Source organism: Pseudoduganella chitinolytica, from assembly GCF_029028125.1.
Taxonomy (GTDB): Bacteria; Pseudomonadota; Gammaproteobacteria; order Burkholderiales; family Burkholderiaceae_D; genus Rugamonas; species Rugamonas chitinolytica.
This window is the reverse complement of record NZ_CP119083.1, coordinates 2821510-2837211: the sequence shown is the minus strand read 5'-3', so window position 1 is coordinate 2837211 and position 15702 is coordinate 2821510. Positions and strand designations below refer to the sequence as shown.

The window sequence follows — 15702 nt, the reverse complement described above, 5'->3', positions numbered from 1 at the left end:
TGGGTCGGTTCTGTCATCCGGACAACAGTCCAGATGACAGAACCGGCCCTTTTTTTGTCTACCGCACCGCCACGCTCCAGGCCTGGACGCAGCGCAGCACCCGGCCGCCCAGCAGGCCGTTCAACAGTCCCAGCAGCAGGCTCGCGGCCACCGCGAACGGCATGTCATGGGCCAGCGACGGTGCCATCGCGCCGGCCACGGCCAGCGCATAGCGGCTGCAGAACACCCCCAGCATCAGGACCAGCGGCGCCCAGCTGCCGCGCAGCGTGACGGTACCGGCGGCCCGGTCGACGGCCGTCACGGCGCCGGCACCCAGCTGCCAGGCCATCGCCACGCCCGTCGCCGCGCCGGCCAGCCAGGCACCCAGCGGCACGGCCGCCAGCCCGAAGCGGTGCCCGATCTCCTGCAGGGCCAGGCCCGCCATCACGACGGGAACGATGGCGGCGGCACGCAAGGTCATGGTGCGCTCGCGGCTGGCGGCGATGCCCCGGTTGACGAGGAAGGCCAGGATGGCCCAGACGTAGAGCGGGGTGTGGCCGATGATCTGCTGCAGCATGGTGTGTTCTCCTGTAATCGATGCAGCCATGATGCCGCGCCGGCGCCAGGGGCACGAGCCGTTGCGACGAAACCGCCCGGAGCGGGAGCGAAACAGGGCGGACGGGCGCCGGAACGGCCGCGCCTCCCTCATGGGAAAGAGGTGGCGCTGCGCTGTCCAGCATGGCGACAATGGCAAGCCGCTTCTTCTATAGTGGCACGACCAATGAAAGGACCGTCATGCCTACCCTGAACATCAACGGCACCGATACCGCGCTGGACGTGCCGGACGACATGCCCATCCTGTGGGCACTGCGCGACGTGGCCGGCCTGACCGGCACCAAGTTCGGCTGCGGGGTCGCCCTGTGCGGCGCCTGCACCGTGCACCTGGACGGCCAGCCGGTGCGCGCGTGCGTCACGCCCGTCTCGGCCGCCGCCGGCAAGAAGATCGTCACCATCGAGGCCATCGGCCGGGACAGCGTCGGCGCCAAGGTGCAGGACGCGTGGCGCCAGATCGACGTGGTGCAATGCGGCTACTGCCAGTCGGGCCAGATCATGGCCGCCACGGCGCTGCTGCGCGCGACGCCGAAGCCGACCGACGCCGACATCGACAATGCCATGTCGGGCAATATCTGCCGCTGCGGCACCTACGGGCGCATCCGCGCCGCCATCAAGATCGCGGCTGCGAAATAAGGAGACTTCATGGGCTATCTGAATGACCTGGGTGTGTCGGCGTCGCGCCGCCGTTTCCTGCGCGTGGGTGCCGCGGCGGGCGGCGGCCTGCTGGTGAGCTTCCTGCTGCCGGGCTGCGAGCGCAAGGAATCGGATCGCAAGGAGGCGCCGCCCGAGAAGGCCGTGGGCCAGGCCGCGACCGCCGTGTCGGACCGCGCGCCCGGGCTGGCGCCGAACGCCTTCATCCGCATCGGGCGCGACGGCCTCGTCACCCTCGTCATGCACAAGGTGGAGATGGGGCAGGGCACGTACACGGCGATTCCGATGCTGATCGCCGAGGAACTGGGCGTCGACCTGGCCAAGGTCAAGCTGGAGCATGCGCCTGCCGACAACAACCTGTACAGCGACCCGCTGCTGGGCGGCCAGGTAACGGGCGGCTCGACCTCCGTGCGCGGTGCGTGGAAGCCGCTGCGGGAAGCCGGCGCCGCCGCGCGCAGCGTGCTGGTCGAGGCGGCGGCGCAGCAGTGGAACGTGGCGGCAGACCAGCTGGCGGTGTCCAACGGCACGGTCACGCACGCGGCCACCAAGCGCAGTGCGCACTACGGCGAGCTGGTGGACGCGGCGGCGAAGCTGGCCGCGCCGAAGACGGTCGCCCTGAAGGACCCGTCCACCTACACGCTGATCGGCAAGAAGCACGCCCGGCTCGACTCGGCGCCGAAGGTGGACGGCAGCGCGCTGTTCGGCATCGATGCGAAGCTGCCGGGCATGGCGATCGCCACGGTGGCCGCGGCGCCCGTCGCGGGCGGCAAGCTCAAAAGCGTCGACGAACCGAAGGCGCTGGCGGTGAAGGGCGTGCGCCAGGTGCTGAAGCTCGACAATGCCGTCGCCGTCGTCGCCGACCACATGTGGGCCGCGAAGCAGGGATTGGCGGCGGCCGCGCCGCAGTGGGACGACGGCGAGCATGCCAACGTCTCGACGGCGTCGATCGTGACGGAAATGATGAACGCGTCGCGCCAGACCGGGGCGGTCGCTACCGACAAGGGCGATGCGCTGAAGGCGCTGGCCAAGGCAGGTGGACGCAAGATCGAGGCGGTGTACGAGATGCCGTTCCTGGCCCATGCGACGATGGAGCCGATGAATTGCCTGGTCGACCTGCGCGCCGACGGTTGCGACCTGTACTGCGGCACCCAGGTGCCCAGCCTGGCGCAGGGCGCGGCGGCCAAGCTGACCGGGCTGCCGCTGGAGAAGGTCCGCGTGCACAACTTCTACCTGGGCGGCGGCTTCGGCCGCCGCCTGGAGGTCGACTACGTGACGCAGGCCGTGGCCTTCGCGAAGGTGCTGGCCAAGCCGGGCCCCGTGAAATTCGTCTGGACCCGCGAGGAGGACATCCAGCACGACATGTACCGGCCGTACTACATGGACCGGCTGGCCGCGAAGCTGGACGACAAGGGCCTGCCACAGGCCTGGTTCCACCGGGTGACGGGATCGTCGGTGATGGCGCGCTTCGCGCCGCCGGCCGTCAAGAACGGCGTCGATCCGGATGCGGTGGAGGGCGCGGCCGACCTGCAGTATTCGATTCCCGGGCTGCGGGTGGAGTACATGCGCCACGAGCCGCCGCTGCCGACCGCGTTCTGGCGCGGCGTGGGGCCCACGCACAACGTGTTTGTCGTCGAGAGCTTCGTCGACGAGCTGGCGCATGCGGCAAAGCAGGACCCGGTAGCTTATCGCCGCGCGCTGCTGGACAAGTCGCCGCGCCTGCTGGCCGTGCTGAACCTGGCGGCCGAGAAGGCCGGCTGGACGACGCCGGTGAAGCCGGTGGCGGGGCGCAAGGTGGGCCGTGGCGTGTCGGCGCAGTTCGCGTTCGGCAGCTACATGGCGCAGGTCGCCGAGGTGTCGGTGGGGCCCGATGGCGACGTGCGCGTGCACCGCGTGGTGTGCGCGCTCGATTGCGGCCAGGCCATCAACCCGGACGGCATCGTGGCGCAGATGGAGGGCGGCATCGTGTTCGGCCTGACGGCGGCGCTGTGGGGTGAGATCACGCTGGACAAGGGCCGCGTCAAGCAGTCCAACTTCGGCGACTACCGCATGATGCGGATGAACGAATCGCCCACCATCGAGGTCCATATCGTCACGAGCCGCGACGAGCCGGGCGGCATCGGCGAACCCGGCACCGCCGGCATCGCCCCCGCGCTGACGAACGCCATCTTCGCCGCGACGGGGCAGCGGCTGCGCAAGCTGCCGGTGGCGGCGGTGCTGAAGAAAGCTTGAGGGTTGGGGTCTGTCCCGCAGGGGGCTGACCCCGAAGTTTGCCGGAGCCGTCGAAACGCTGCCGAACTTCGGGGTCAGTCCCCCGAAGGGACAGACCCCAGCAACCCGCCAATCATCACCCTCAACCGCAAGCGCCGGCCACCAGCTCCAGCAACCCGTCCGGCCGCACCGGCTTGACGAGGTATTCGTCGAAGCCCGCGGCCAGCGCCCGCGCACGGTCTTCCGGCTGGCCGTAGCCGGACAGCGCGATGGCGAACAAACGCCGCGCACGCTGCTCTTCCTGCTCGCGCGCGCGCAGCCGCGCGATCACTTCCAGCCCGTCCAGCTGTGGCAGGCCGATGTCGCAGATCAGCACGTCGAAATCCTCCGCCAGCGCCAGCGCCAGGCCGCTGCGGCCGTCATAGGCTGCCGTGACCGCGTGCTCGTCCAGCACCAGGAAGCTTTTCAGCGTATCGCACACATCCACGTTGTCCTCGATCAGCAGCACCCGGCAGGCGCCGTGCGGCACGCTGGCGACGGTGTCGTCGGCGGCTGGCGCCGTGCCGGCCGCGCCGACGGGCAGTTCGATCGTGAACCGGCTGCCCTGGCCGACGCCGTCGCTGTGCGCCTGCACGGTACCGCCATGCATCTGGACGAGATTGCGCACGACGTTCAGGCCCACGCCCAGGCCGCCCTCCGAGCGGGCCAGCGAGCGCGGGCCCTGCGTAAACAGGTCGAAGATATGGGGCAGCACGTCCGGGCCGATGCCCGTGCCGTTGTCGCTGATCACGAGGCGCACGCCCAGCTCGCAGGGTTCCGAGCGCAGGGCGATGGTGCCGCCGTCCTGGGTGTACTTCGATGCATTGCCCAGGAGGTTCGACAGCACCTGTGTCAGGCGCACCCTGTCACCATCCAGCGCGAGCGCGGCATCGTGCAGGACGACCTGCAGCTGCTGGTGCCGTTCACCGATGCGTGGCTGCACCGTCTCCAGCGCGCGCTCGACCACGTCGCCCAGCGCCAGCGGCGCGACGGCCAGCGTGATCTTGCCGCTGCTGATGCGCGCCGCGTCCAGCAGGTCGTCCAGCAGCCGCGCCATGTGCTCGACCTGGCGGCTGATCACGCCGTGCAGCGTGGCCAGCTCCGGCGTGGGCTGCGGCATGCGTTCGAGCATGGCGGCCGCCATGCTGATCGGTGCCAGCGGATTGCGCAGCTCGTGCGCCAGCATGGCGAGGAATTCGTTCTGGCGCCGGTTGGCCGCTTCCGCCTCGTCCTGCAGGCTCTGCGCGTTGACGGTGGCAAGGACCAGGTGCGCGTTCGCCTCGCGCAGCTGGGCATTCTCGGAGCGGGCCTGGACCAGCGCGGCCCGCAGCTGCGTTTCGCGCAGCGCGGCGTCGTCGGTATCGGGCTGGTCGAGGTCCGCCATGGCCGCCTTAGCTGTCGGCTTGCTGCGCCGAGGGATGCCCGGACAGCATGCCGTCGAATTGCACCCGGGTCGGATCGATCTCCAGGCCATCGTCGGTGATGCGGAAGGTGCGCAGCGCGTGGCTGTGCGAGACCCCGCGCATCTTGACGACGGCGATGACCTTGCGCAGATCGCCTTCCATCTCGACGTAGCGCATGGCGATGATACCGTCCGTCAGGAACGACACCTCCGCCTCCGAGAAGCGCAGCTCCGTGAAGCGGTCTTCCATGCCCAGGGTAACAAGCACGGTGACACCCAGCTTCGCCAGGCTGGACAGGATGCGGAACACGGACAGGCGGAACTCGCGGCGGAATTCCGGCGCCAGGTACAGCAGCACTTCCGACAGCGAATCGAGCACGACCCGCTTCGCGCCGGTGGCGACGATGGTTTCCATCAGGTCGTGCAGCAGTTCGTCGACGGACAGGTCGAGCGAGCGGCTTTCCACGACCGTCACGCGGCCAGCCTGCACCATTTCGGCCAGCGCCGCATTGCGCAGGCGCGACGTGCCTTTTTCAAAGTAGGCGGCGACACCTTTCTCGCCCTGGCGCACCCCCTCGGCCAGGAACTGGGTGCCCAGGATGGTCTTGCCCGAGCCGGACGGGCCGGCCACCAGCACGGAGTGGCCTTCCGGGATACCGCCGTGCAGCAGCGTGTCCAGCGACGGCACGCCGGACGAGATGCGGCGCTTGTCGCGGTCGACCACGGCGCCCGGCTGGCGGTCGTCCGCCAGCGGCGGCAACAGGCGCGGGAAGATGCGCAGCCCGTCATTGCCCATGCGGAACGTATGCGTGCCCGCCATATGGGCCTGGCCGCGCATCTTGACGATGCGGATCTTGCGCACGATCGAGTTGTCCTGTTGCGATTGCGACAGCGAGAAGACGCCGTCGGCCACCGTCATGATGGGGTTGGCTTCCGCATCGACGTGGGTGTATTCGCCGATCAGGAAGCTGGTGGCCTGCCAGCTCGTCATGCGCGTGCCCAGCTCCTGGATGAAGTGCTGCAGGTCGGCCACGCCTTCGCTGCCGGCACGGGCCGTCTGGGCGACCGACCGGAACGAGTCGACGAACACCAGGCTGGGGGAGAAGTCCTCCACCTCGCGCATGATGCGCTCGAGCACGCCGGAGAAGTCGCCCGCACGCAGGTCTTCGGCCAGGTTGACGTAGCGGATGGCGCTGCCCACCTTGTCCAGGTCGAAGAAGTCGTACTGCTGCTGGTAGCGCAGCATCTTCAGGGGCGGCTCGCCCAGCACGGTGAAGAACAGCGCGCGCCGTTCCTGGCTGGCCAGCGTGAACATGATCTGGTGCGCCAGGGTGGTCTTGCCACTGCCGGGCGCACCGGCGATCAGGTTGAAGGAGTATTCGCCCAGGCCGCCCCCGAGCAGTGTGTCAAGTCCCGGCACGCCTGTTGCCAGCATTCCCAAGCTTACTTTGTCGGTCATTTACTTCTGCTCCCCTGCATTCTTTTGTGTCCGTGCGCCGTTCCAGGCAGCGTCCAGTAGCCTCGTCGTCAGCGCCGCGCCGATCAGGTCGGACAGCAACCCGGTCAACGTCAGCAGCAAGACCGTGTTCGCCTCAACGGCCAGCGCCGGTTCGACCTCGCGCAAGTCCTCGCCCAATCTGTGGAACAAAGCGTCGAGTGGGGGCGAGGCCGGGCTGGCGCTCAACCAGCCGTACCGTCCCGCCAGCAGGCGTGCGGTGCGGCCGTACAGGGCGGCAAAGCCGCTGTCGCCGATCAGGGGGCTCAGGTGTTGCACCAGTGCGCGCCATGGCAGCAGGTGGCGGTCGGCGCTGTCCGACGCGGTGGCGCCGTCCATCTGCGCCAGCATCGCGTGGATCAGTTGCTGGCGCTTGTCATCTTTTTTATCCATGCATGCTGATCGGTGTGGATGGTTTGCTTGAGCGGTCGTACCGCTGTCCGGCACCATTATAGCTGCCGCCGGGTTATACCTTTGCCATGTTCGCATCGCCCCTATAAATAAGCAATCGAAAGCGCGTCGCGGTCTCGTTACCTGCAGAAAACGCGGAGCCATGCTATCCTGCCCGGCTTCATTTTTACCGGCCCATCATGCGGCCCGACGTTGTCATGCAAGCATCCGCCCCGTCCGATCCCTTCCTTCCCACCATCGTCGCGCCCCGCGGTGCCGGCCTGGCCGAACTGGCGCTGGCCGTCGGCGGCCTCGCCATCGGCACCGGCGAGTTCGCCTCGATGAGCATCCTCCCGCTGGTCGCGCACGACCTGGGCACCACGCTGCCCGCGATGGGCCATATGATCAGTGCCTATGCGCTGGGGGTCGTCGTCGGCGCGCCGCTGATCACGATCTTCCTGGCGCGCATGCCGCGCCGCCTGATGCTGATCTGCCTGATGCTGATGTTTGCTGTCGGCAATTTCCTGGGCGCGCTGGCGCCGACCTCCGGCCTCCTGATCGCGGCCCGCTTCGTGGCCGGCATTCCGCACGGCGCGTATTTCGGCGTGGCGGCCCTGGTCGCCGCGGCGCTGGTCACGCCGGACAAGCGGGCGCAGGCCGTGTCGCGCGTGATGCTGGGCCTGACGGTGGCCAATATCGTCGGGGTGCCGTTGGCCACGTGGCTGGGGCAGGTGCTGGGTTGGCGTTCCGCGTTCGTCATCGTCGGCGCGTTGGGCCTGCTGACGGCGGCCCTGGTAGCCGTGCTGCTGCCCCCGATCGCGGCCGGCAATGCCAGCCCGCGCGGGGAATTGGGCGTGTTCCGCCGGCTGCAGGTCTGGCTGACCCTGCTGATGGTGGCGATCGGCTTCGGCGGCCTGTTCGCGCTGTACACCTACGTCACGCCGACCTTGCAGCAGGTCACGCATGCGTCGCCCCTTGCCATCGCCGTGCTGCTGGGCCTGATGGGCGTGGGCATGACGGTGGGCAACCTCGTGGGCGGCTGGCTGGCCGATCGCTCCCGTACCGCCACGATCTGCGGCGTGCTGGTGTGGAACGCGCTGGCGCTGGCCTGCTTCAGCTGGACCAGCACCAACCTGTGGCTGGCCGGCCTGAACCTGTTCCTGATCGGCACCGGCATCGCCGTCGTGCCGGCCGTGCAGACCCGCCTGATGGACGTGGCCGGCGATGCCCAGACCGTGGCCGCCGCGCTGAACCACTCCGCGTTCAACATCGCCAATGCGCTGGGCGCCTGGGCGGGCGGCATGGCCATCTCGGCCGGCCTGGGCCTGCGCTCGACGGGGTTGGTGGGCGCCGTGCTGGCGCTGGGCGGCATTGCCGTGCTGGCGGTGTCGCTGGCATTGGAGCGGCGCGCCGCGCCCGCACCTGCCCTGGCTGGCTGCAAATAGGGCGCTGCGGGCACCTGGCCGGGAACTTCGGCCGCACGGCGCGGTCCGATTCCTGAAGCACGCGTGACGCGGGCCGTGCTTGCGAGTAGGATCGAGGTGCACGATAGCATCGTGGCAGGAACGGGCCACGGGGCCCGTGGCAACGTGACGCAGCCGGACGAGGACAGATCATGCATGATCCGCAGTACTGGCAGCTGGACCATTATGCGGGGTTGCTGGGGCCGTTCCTGAACCAGCTGCGCGACTATGCCCTGTACATCCTCGATACCGACGGCACCGTGCGCAGCTGGAATGCGGGCGCGGAGCAGCTGAAGGGCTACGCCGCCAGCGAAATCGTCGGCCGGCATTTCTCCATTTTCTACCCGCCGGAAGAACGTGCCGCCGGCAGGCCCGCGCAGGCGCTGGCTGCGGCCGCGCGCGAAGGCAGCTTCCAGGCCGAAGCCGAGCGGCTGCACGCGGACGGTTCGCGTTTCCGGGCGGCGATCCATATCAGTACGTTGCGCGACGAACGGGGCGGTGTGCTGGGGTTTGTCCAGCTGACGCGCGACATCAGCGCGGCCAAGGCAGCCGAGGCCGCGCTGCGCCAGAGCGAGAACCGGCTGCGGCTGCTGTACGAATACGCGCCCGTCGGCATCGTGCTGGCCGACCTGGACGGCCGGCTCACGTTCGCCAACCGCACGTTTGTCGACATGTCCGGCTACGGCGCGGAAGAGCTGGTCGGACTGGCCTACCTGGACCTGTCGGTTGCCGAGGAGGCTTCCGCTACTGCCGAGCTGATGCGCAAGCTGTTCGGTGGCGAGGTGGCGCGGGTGCGGCGCGAGCGCCGCCTGCGCCGCAAGGACGGCAGCGCCTTCTGGGTGCGCATTACCGCCGGGGTGCTGCTGAACGAGCAGGGCCGGGCCGAATACGCGATCGGCGTGTTCGAGGACATTACCGACCAGCGCCGCGCCGAGGAAGCCATGCGGCGCAGCGACGAGCGCTTCCGCGCCACGTTCCAGAATGCGCCGCTGGGCATCTTCGAGGCGGCGCTCGACTGCCGCATCCAGAACGTCAATACGAAGCTGCTGGAGATGCTGGGCTACCGGCAGGAGGAGCTGGTCGGCATGTCGCTGCTGGAGATCACGCATGCGTCCGACCTGGAGCCGACCATGCAGCTGTTCGGCCAGCTGCGCACCGGCGCGATCGACCATTACGTCCTCGAAAAACGCTACCTGCGCAAGGACCGCTCGTTCGTGTGGGTCAAGGTGACGATGTCGCTGCCGCAGCAGGACGGCCGGCCCCAGTACAGCATCGCGATCGTGGAAGACATCACCGAGCGCAAGAAGGCGCAGGAGGACCTGCGCCGGGCGATGGAGCAGTCGTATCACCTGGCCAACCACGATTCGCTGACCGGACTGGCGAACCGGGCCCAGTTCACCGACCGGATGCGCGACGCGCTGGCGTATGCACGCCGCGACGGCCACATGGTGGCGCTGCATCTGCTGGACCTGGACCGCTTCAAGTCGATCAACGACAGCCTCGGCCATCATGTGGGCGACCTGCTGCTGCAGGCGGTGGCTGAGCGCATCACGTCCCATATCCGCGCGACCGACCTGGCGGCGCGGCTGGGCGGCGACGAATTCGTCGTGATCCAGACCCACCTGGCCGACCCGTCGGCAGCGGGCGCCCTGGCGGAAAAGCTGGTCGACGAGCTGAGCCGGCCGTACCTGCTGGACGGGCGGGAAACGCAAAGCGGCGCCAGCATCGGCATCGCCCTGTACCCGAACGACGCGGACAACGGCGAGCAGCTGATGAAGCTGGCCGACCTGGCCCTGTACGAGGCCAAGCACCGGGGGCGCTACAACTTCCAGCGCTACCGCGACGAGATGGGCGCGGCCGTGCGCGAGACGCTGCGGCTGGAACAGGAGTTGTTGGGCGCATTGCGCAACAACGAACTGTGCCTGCACTACCAGCCCCAGTTCGACATGCGCACGAACCACATCACGGGGATCGAGACCCTGCTGCGTTGGCACCATCCCCAGCGCGGCCTGCTGACGGCCGCCGAGTTCATCCAGGACGCGGAAAATGCCGGGCTGATGTTGCCGATCGGCGAGTGGGCCCTGCAGGCGGCCTGCAGCGAGTACCGCGGCTGGTTGCGCGCCGGATTCGATGCGCCGCTGACGTTGAACGTTTCGTCGCGCCAGCTGAAGCATCCACGCTTTCTGCCCGTACTGCGGCGGGTGCTGCAGGAAACGGGGCTGCCGTGTGCCCGGCTGCAGCTGGAGCTGCGCGAAAGCCTCCTGTTGGACCCGAAGTCGCCGCAAGCGTTCCTGCGCCAGCTGAAGAACAGCGGTGTCCGGCTGGCACTGGACAATTTCGGCACGGAACTGACGGCACTGTCCTCGCTGTCGCGCTACCCGCTGGACGTCGTCAAGCCCAGCCGCGCGCTGGTGCGCGAGTCGCTGTCGGGCGCACCGGAGAATTCGATGCTGGCGGCCATCGTCGGCGTGGCCCACGGCCTGAACATCCAGGTGTGCGCCGAGGGGGTCGAGACGGCGGCCGAGCTGGCTTCAGTGCGCAGCCACGGCTGCGATTCCGCCCAGGGTAACCTGCTCAGCACGCCCCTGGAGGGGCACGAGATGGAGCGGATGATCGGCGAGCATTTGATGTGATGTGGACCCGTATTGGCGCCGACAGCCGGTACCCAGGCTTGGGGTCTGTCCCTGAGCCTTCCCCACAAATTTCTGTTGTAAACGGAAGCGGAAGCTGTTAACTTTCAATCCCAAAAACGGCGCATGCATGGCTGTGTTAGCCCTTTTATTCGTAGCGACCAAACTGCGAATGAAAGGCACAGACCATGCATGCACAGCAAATCATACAGAAGTTTTTGGCCGATCAGTGCTCCGCGATGCACGCCAAACGGCGGAGATGCTTGGCCGATGCTGTCGAAGCGGCCCGCAGCGGCGGGCTGGCAATGATGGGAATGAGCAAGGCGCTAGAAAGTGAAGTAAGCCTACGCTATCGGATCAAGCGCATCGACCGCCTTCTAAGTAACGCTCACTTGGCCAAGGAGCGGGTAAGTATCTTCAAGGCCTTGGCGCACCACCTCCTGCCGCATCAGGAGCGCATTGCAGTGATCGTCGATTGGTCTGATTTGCTGCCGGATGTAAGTCAGCATTTGCTGCGCGCCGCCGTGGTAGTGGAGGGGCGTGCGATCACGATTTATGAGGAGCTGCATCCGACCAAGTCGTATGGCAGCAGACAAGTCCATCATCGTTTCCTGGAGACTCTACGGACGGTACTGCCTCCACACCGCAGTCCAGTGATCATCACCGACGCGGGCTTTCGGGGGACTTGGTTCCAGATGCTCGGCGAGCTCGGCTACGATTGGATCGGTAGAATTCGTAATCTCGACACCGTTCGCGTAGAAGGCACCACGAAGTGGCAGCCTTGCAAAGAGCTTTACCCTCACGCCACTAAGGTCCCACGCGATTTGGGAAGGTTCGAACATACCCAATCGCGCTTGGTGAAATGCCGTCTGACTTTGGTGAAGAAGTCGCCCCAAGGACGAAAGAAATTGACCGTCTTCGGCAATGACGCCGGCAGCCATCACAGCAACAAACAGCGTAAGGGACAATCCGAACCCTGGCTGTTGTCCGTCTCACCAGGGCTATCGAAGCTGCGTGCAAAACAGATCGTCGCGTTATACAGCTGTCGCATGCAAATCGAACAGACTTTCCGCGACCTCAAAAACCCGCGGTGGGGGATGGGGATTCGCCACAGTCAAACACGCCAACCCAAGCGTCTCGCCGCACTACTTCTTATCGGCACCTTGCTCAGCTTCGCCCTATGGATCATCGGCATCGTTGCGCAAAGTCGGGGCTATCGTATGCGCTACGGCAGCAAACCCAAATCCGCGAAAACTGTGTCGATCGTTTCCTTAGCTCGCCAATGGCTCGCCGACGTCAGGTATCGAAGGCTGACGCACAGCCAGCTCCACGAAGCTATGCAGGAGCTGGCTAGTCTAGTGCTCATCTATTAAAAATGAGGGGAAGGCTCAGGGTCTGTCCCTTCAGGGACTGACCCCGGTTTTCATCGGCTCGCCTGCCAACATGGGAAACCGGGGTCAGTCCCGGCGGGACAGACCCCAAGCGATTGCCGCGCCGGCCCTGCAGCCGGTCATGGCCCGCGGCGTCCCGGACACCACGCTAATCACCCGCCGCGCTATACTCGGGCCGTTTTTTTGACGCCCCGACCCCATGACCGCGAACCACGACGACGATGACGACCTGAGCCAGGAGCTGGGCCTGGCCGAACGAGGCATTGCCCTCGTCAAGATGGAAGGCAGGGTGTTCCTGCGCTTTGACGGCAACGTGGCCGAGGCGGGCCTGGAAGTGCCGTATGCGCTGGTGCCGGCGCAAGGCGTGCTCGCCAAGCCGTCCAAGTGGCGCAAGCTGGAACGCGATGCGCGTGCGCAGCTGATCCGCGAGCGGTCCGGCGAACGCGCGCTGCGCGAGCTGCACGACAGCGTGCGCGGGTTCGTCGCGGAGATGGCGCAGGAGTGCGACGACGTCGGCCTGCATGCCATGGACTTCCTGCACACGCTGGCCGACCTGCAGACGTCCGAGCCCGCCGGCGTCGTGTTCGACCGCATCCGCCAGCGCCTGGGCCACGCCGTCGAGCGGCAACGCGAGGAGCAGCACGCCGAGCGTACCCGGCAGAGCATCAACCTGGCCGAGTACCCGGCGTCGTTCGACGTGGCGCGGCGCCTGCCGCGCAAGTTCATCGCGCTGCTGGGTCCCACCAATTCGGGCAAGACGCACAAGGCGATGGAAGCGCTGGCCAAGGCCGGCAGCGGCGTCTACCTGGCGCCGCTGCGCCTGCTGGCGCTGGAAAACTACGAGCGCCTGCTGGAAGTCACGCAGCACGGCAAGCCCCTCGCCGTCAGTCTCGTCACCGGGGAGGAGCGCCGCATCGCCGAGGGTGCCACGCACGTGGCCAGCACCGTCGAGATGCTGGACACGCGCACGGCCGTGGACGTGGCCGTCATCGACGAGGTCCAGATGCTGGCCGACCGGGATCGCGGTGCCGCCTGGACCGCCGCCGTGTGCGGCGCGCCGGCCCGGACCGTCTACCTGGTGGGCGCGCCGGAAGCACGCCGGGCCATCGAGGCGCTGGCCGAGCGGCTGGAATGTCCGCTGGAAGTACATGTACTCAAGCGCAAGGGGCCGCTGGCAATGGAGCCGGGGCCGGTGCGCAAGGTCAAGAACCTGCGTCCCGGCGATGCACTGATCGCGTTTTCCCGCCGCGACGTGCTGATGTGGCGCGACATGGTAGCCGAGCAGGGCCATTCGGTGGCGACCGTGTACGGCAACCTGTCGCCGGAGGTGCGGCGCGCGCAGGCACAGCGCTTCCGCGACGGCAGCGCCGACATCGTCGTGGGCACGGATGCCATTGCGATGGGCCTGAACATGCCGATCGCGCGCATCGTCATGACGGCCACGGTCAAGTTCAACGGCTACGAGGAAGAAGAGATTCCCGCCGCGCTGGCGCGCCAGATCGCCGGCCGGGCAGGGCGCTACGGCATCCACGAGGAAGGGCTGGTGGCGGGCATGGATGCCGAGACGCATGAGGTGATGCGCTCGCTGCTGAAGGAAAAACCGACGCCGCTGAACACCAGCGGTTTCTCGGTGGCGCCCACCCTGGAGCACCTGCACCGTATCGCCGCGGTGACCGGCGAGACCTCGCTGGCCAAGCTCCTGAAACGCTTCATCCACAATATCGACGTGCCGGACGGCTTCTTCTATCCCCGCATCACGGAAGACCAGAAGGAGCGCGCCGAGTGGCTGGACACGCTGGCGCTGACGGTGGCGGAAAAATTCACCATGTCGCTGGTGCCGGTCGCCACCAAGGTGGCGTCATTGCAGAGCGCGTGGGAACACTGGGCCGTGTCATTGTCGAAGAAGCGCATCACGCGGCTGAAGCCGGACGAGCACATGCTCCACTACATGACGCTGCAGGAAGTGGAAGATACATGCCGCATGTATTCGGCCTATGCGTGGCTGGGCTACCGGTTGCCGGAGTACTTCCCGGACGTGGAACTGGCCCAGCAGCTGTCGCGCGAGGCCTCCGAGCGGGTCGACTCGATGCTGCAGGACCAGAATGCCTCGGCGCGGCGCCGGCAGCCGCGCCGGCAGCCGCGCCGGCAGCGCTGACGCTGCTGTTCCTGGCGCGCCCCGGCGTTCTGTGATAACGTTTTCAGGATAAGAACACTGGAGACGACATGACCCCGAGCGCTGCCCGCCTCGACCTGGTGGATGCCCTGCGCGGCTTCGCCATCGCGTCGATCATGCTGTTGCACAATATCGAGCATTTCGACCTGACGCACGTGCCCGCCGGCCAACCAGGCTGGCTGGCCAGCCTGGACCGGCAAATATGGGACAGTGCGTTCTTCCTGTTCGGCGGCAAGTCGTACGCCATCTTCGCGCTGCTGTTCGGCGTCACGTTCCACCTGCAGTTCAGCGCCCGCGCCGCGCGCGGCGAGGACTTCCGGCCGCGCTTCGTCTGGCGCATGGCGCTGCTGCTGGCGTTCGGCCTGTTCAATTCGCTCTTCTACCAGGGCGACATCCTGACCTTGTATGCCGTGCTGGCACTGGCATTGCTGCCGGTGGCACGCCTGCGCGATGGCCTCGTGCTGGCGACAGCGCTGATCCTGCTGCTGCAACCGGCCGCATGGCTGGCCCTGTTGCAGGCCCTGCCGGCGCCGGCGGCGACGTTGCCCGATCCGGCCTCGTGGGCGTACTTCGGCCGCGCCAACGAGTATCTGGCCAACGGCACACTGGCGCAGGTCTGGCTGGGCAACCTGACGAACGGCAAGGAAGGCGTGCTCCGCTGGAGCTGGGAGAACGGCCGGCTGTTCCAGATTCCCGCGCTGTTCATGCTGGGCATGCTGGCGGCGCGACAGGGGCGCTTTGCGTTGTCCCACGCGAACCGCGTGTTCTGGCGCCGCGCGCTGCTGCTGGCCGTGCTGGCGTTCGTGCCGCTGTACCTCGTCAACGACCAGCTGGGGCGGTGGATTGCCGCCGAGGGCCTCCGTCGCCCCGTGACCGTGATGGTGGAATCGTGGATGAAGCTGGCTTTCATGGTCGTGCTGGTGGCACTGTTCGCGCTGGGATTCCATGCCGCCCGCGGGACCCGCGTGCTGCGCGCGTTCGCGCCGCTGGGGCGCATGAGCCTGACCAGCTACGTGGTGCAGTCGCTCGTCGGCACCACGCTGTACTACGGCTTCGGCCTGGGCCTGTACCGCGTCACGGGCGCCACCGCTTGCCTGGCGATCGGCCTCGCGCTGGCCTTGCTGCAGGGCTGCCTGTGCGCCTGGTGGCTGCGGCGCTACCGGCAGGGGCCCCTGGAGGCGCTGTGGCACCGCGCCACGTGGCTCGGCGCACCTGCGCCGGCCGTGCGTGCATCGCGGACGGGCATCTGACTCATGAGTCACCTCT

General features: G+C 67.5%; 11 protein-coding genes. 7 read left to right on the top strand and 4 right to left on the bottom strand.

Annotated features, from left to right (window positions below; all coding sequences use genetic code 11):
* Window positions 1-58: 58 nt before the first annotated feature.
* Window positions 59-586: a DUF6622 family protein gene (locus PX653_RS12600; RefSeq protein ID WP_307731061.1), complete on the bottom strand. Its 528-nt coding sequence runs from the start codon at window positions 584-586 to the stop codon at window positions 59-61.
* A gap of 188 nt (window positions 587-774) precedes the next feature.
* Between PX653_RS12600 and PX653_RS12595 the strand changes: the two genes are divergently transcribed.
* Together PX653_RS12595 and PX653_RS12590 are read left to right on the top strand one after the other, a co-directional pair.
* Window positions 775-1227: a (2Fe-2S)-binding protein gene (locus tag PX653_RS12595; RefSeq protein WP_277418199.1), complete on the top strand. Its 453-nt coding sequence runs from the start codon at window positions 775-777 to the stop codon at window positions 1225-1227.
* A 9-nt stretch (window positions 1228-1236) separates the two neighbouring features.
* On the top strand, window positions 1237-3474 hold the full coding sequence (locus PX653_RS12590) for a xanthine dehydrogenase family protein molybdopterin-binding subunit (RefSeq protein WP_277418198.1): 2238 nt from the start codon (window positions 1237-1239) through the stop codon (window positions 3472-3474).
* A 121-nt stretch (window positions 3475-3595) separates the two neighbouring features.
* Here PX653_RS12590 and PX653_RS12585 read toward each other — a convergent pair whose 3' ends face one another.
* Genes PX653_RS12585 through PX653_RS12575 form a run of 3 tightly spaced genes read right to left on the bottom strand, consistent with a single transcriptional unit; the run spans window position 3596 to window position 6782 of the window.
* On the bottom strand, window positions 3596-4876 hold the full coding sequence (locus PX653_RS12585) for a hybrid sensor histidine kinase/response regulator (protein ID WP_277418197.1): 1281 nt from the start codon (window positions 4874-4876) through the stop codon (window positions 3596-3598).
* Window positions 4877-4883: 7 nt separating this feature from the next.
* A complete protein-coding gene (locus PX653_RS12580) occupies window positions 4884-6353 on the bottom strand; it encodes a DUF7125 family protein (RefSeq protein ID WP_277418196.1) in 1470 nt (489 codons plus the stop codon).
* Window positions 6354-6782 carry a hypothetical protein gene (locus PX653_RS12575; RefSeq protein WP_277418195.1) on the bottom strand — a complete coding sequence of 143 codons (429 nt, stop codon included), beginning with the start codon at window positions 6780-6782 and terminating at the stop codon, window positions 6354-6356.
* A 215-nt stretch (window positions 6783-6997) separates the two neighbouring features.
* Here PX653_RS12575 and PX653_RS12570 point away from each other — a divergent pair, with 215 nt between their 5' ends.
* From PX653_RS12570 to PX653_RS12550, 5 genes are all read left to right on the top strand, one after another.
* Window positions 6998-8224 carry an MFS transporter gene (locus PX653_RS12570; RefSeq protein WP_277418194.1) on the top strand — a complete coding sequence of 409 codons (1227 nt, stop codon included), beginning with the start codon at window positions 6998-7000 and terminating at the stop codon, window positions 8222-8224.
* Between the two features lie 170 nt (window positions 8225-8394).
* Entirely contained in the window at window positions 8395-10875 is a 2481-nt protein-coding gene (locus PX653_RS12565; protein WP_277418193.1) for a sensor domain-containing protein, read from the top strand.
* 185 nt (window positions 10876-11060) lie between these two features.
* Complete coding sequence (locus PX653_RS12560) at window positions 11061-12245, top strand: IS4 family transposase (RefSeq protein WP_277418192.1); 1185 nt, start codon at window positions 11061-11063, stop codon at window positions 12243-12245.
* Window positions 12246-12462: 217 nt separating this feature from the next.
* Window positions 12463-14418, top strand: coding sequence for a helicase-related protein (locus PX653_RS12555; RefSeq protein WP_277418191.1), 1956 nt, complete (start codon window positions 12463-12465; stop codon window positions 14416-14418).
* 68 nt (window positions 14419-14486) lie between these two features.
* Window positions 14487-15686 (top strand): DUF418 domain-containing protein, encoded by a 1200-nt coding sequence (locus tag PX653_RS12550; protein ID WP_277418190.1) that lies wholly within the window; start codon window positions 14487-14489, stop codon window positions 15684-15686.
* Window positions 15687-15702 lie beyond the last annotated feature (16 nt).

Excerpts from the sequence above, each read along its gene's own strand:
- PX653_RS12590 (WP_277418198.1), top strand. The coding sequence starts at position 1,237 with ATGGGCTATCTGAATGACCTGGGTGTGTCGGCGTCGCGCCGCCGTTTC.
- PX653_RS12570 (WP_277418194.1), top strand. The coding sequence starts at position 6,998 with ATGCAAGCATCCGCCCCGTCCGATCCCTTCCTTCCCACCATCGTCGCG.
- PX653_RS12580 (WP_277418196.1), bottom strand. The coding sequence starts at position 6,353 with ATGACCGACAAAGTAAGCTTGGGAATGCTGGCAACAGGCGTGCCGGGA.
- PX653_RS12600 (WP_307731061.1), bottom strand. The coding sequence starts at position 586 with ATGGCTGCATCGATTACAGGAGAACACACCATGCTGCAGCAGATCATC.
- PX653_RS12575 (WP_277418195.1), bottom strand. The coding sequence starts at position 6,782 with ATGGATAAAAAAGATGACAAGCGCCAGCAACTGATCCACGCGATGCTG.
- PX653_RS12560 (WP_277418192.1), top strand. The coding sequence starts at position 11,061 with ATGCATGCACAGCAAATCATACAGAAGTTTTTGGCCGATCAGTGCTCC.
- PX653_RS12550 (WP_277418190.1), top strand. The coding sequence starts at position 14,487 with ATGACCCCGAGCGCTGCCCGCCTCGACCTGGTGGATGCCCTGCGCGGC.
- PX653_RS12565 (WP_277418193.1), top strand. The coding sequence starts at position 8,395 with ATGCATGATCCGCAGTACTGGCAGCTGGACCATTATGCGGGGTTGCTG.
- PX653_RS12595 (WP_277418199.1), top strand. The coding sequence starts at position 775 with ATGCCTACCCTGAACATCAACGGCACCGATACCGCGCTGGACGTGCCG.
- PX653_RS12585 (WP_277418197.1), bottom strand. The coding sequence starts at position 4,876 with ATGGCGGACCTCGACCAGCCCGATACCGACGACGCCGCGCTGCGCGAA.
- PX653_RS12555 (WP_277418191.1), top strand. The coding sequence starts at position 12,463 with ATGACCGCGAACCACGACGACGATGACGACCTGAGCCAGGAGCTGGGC.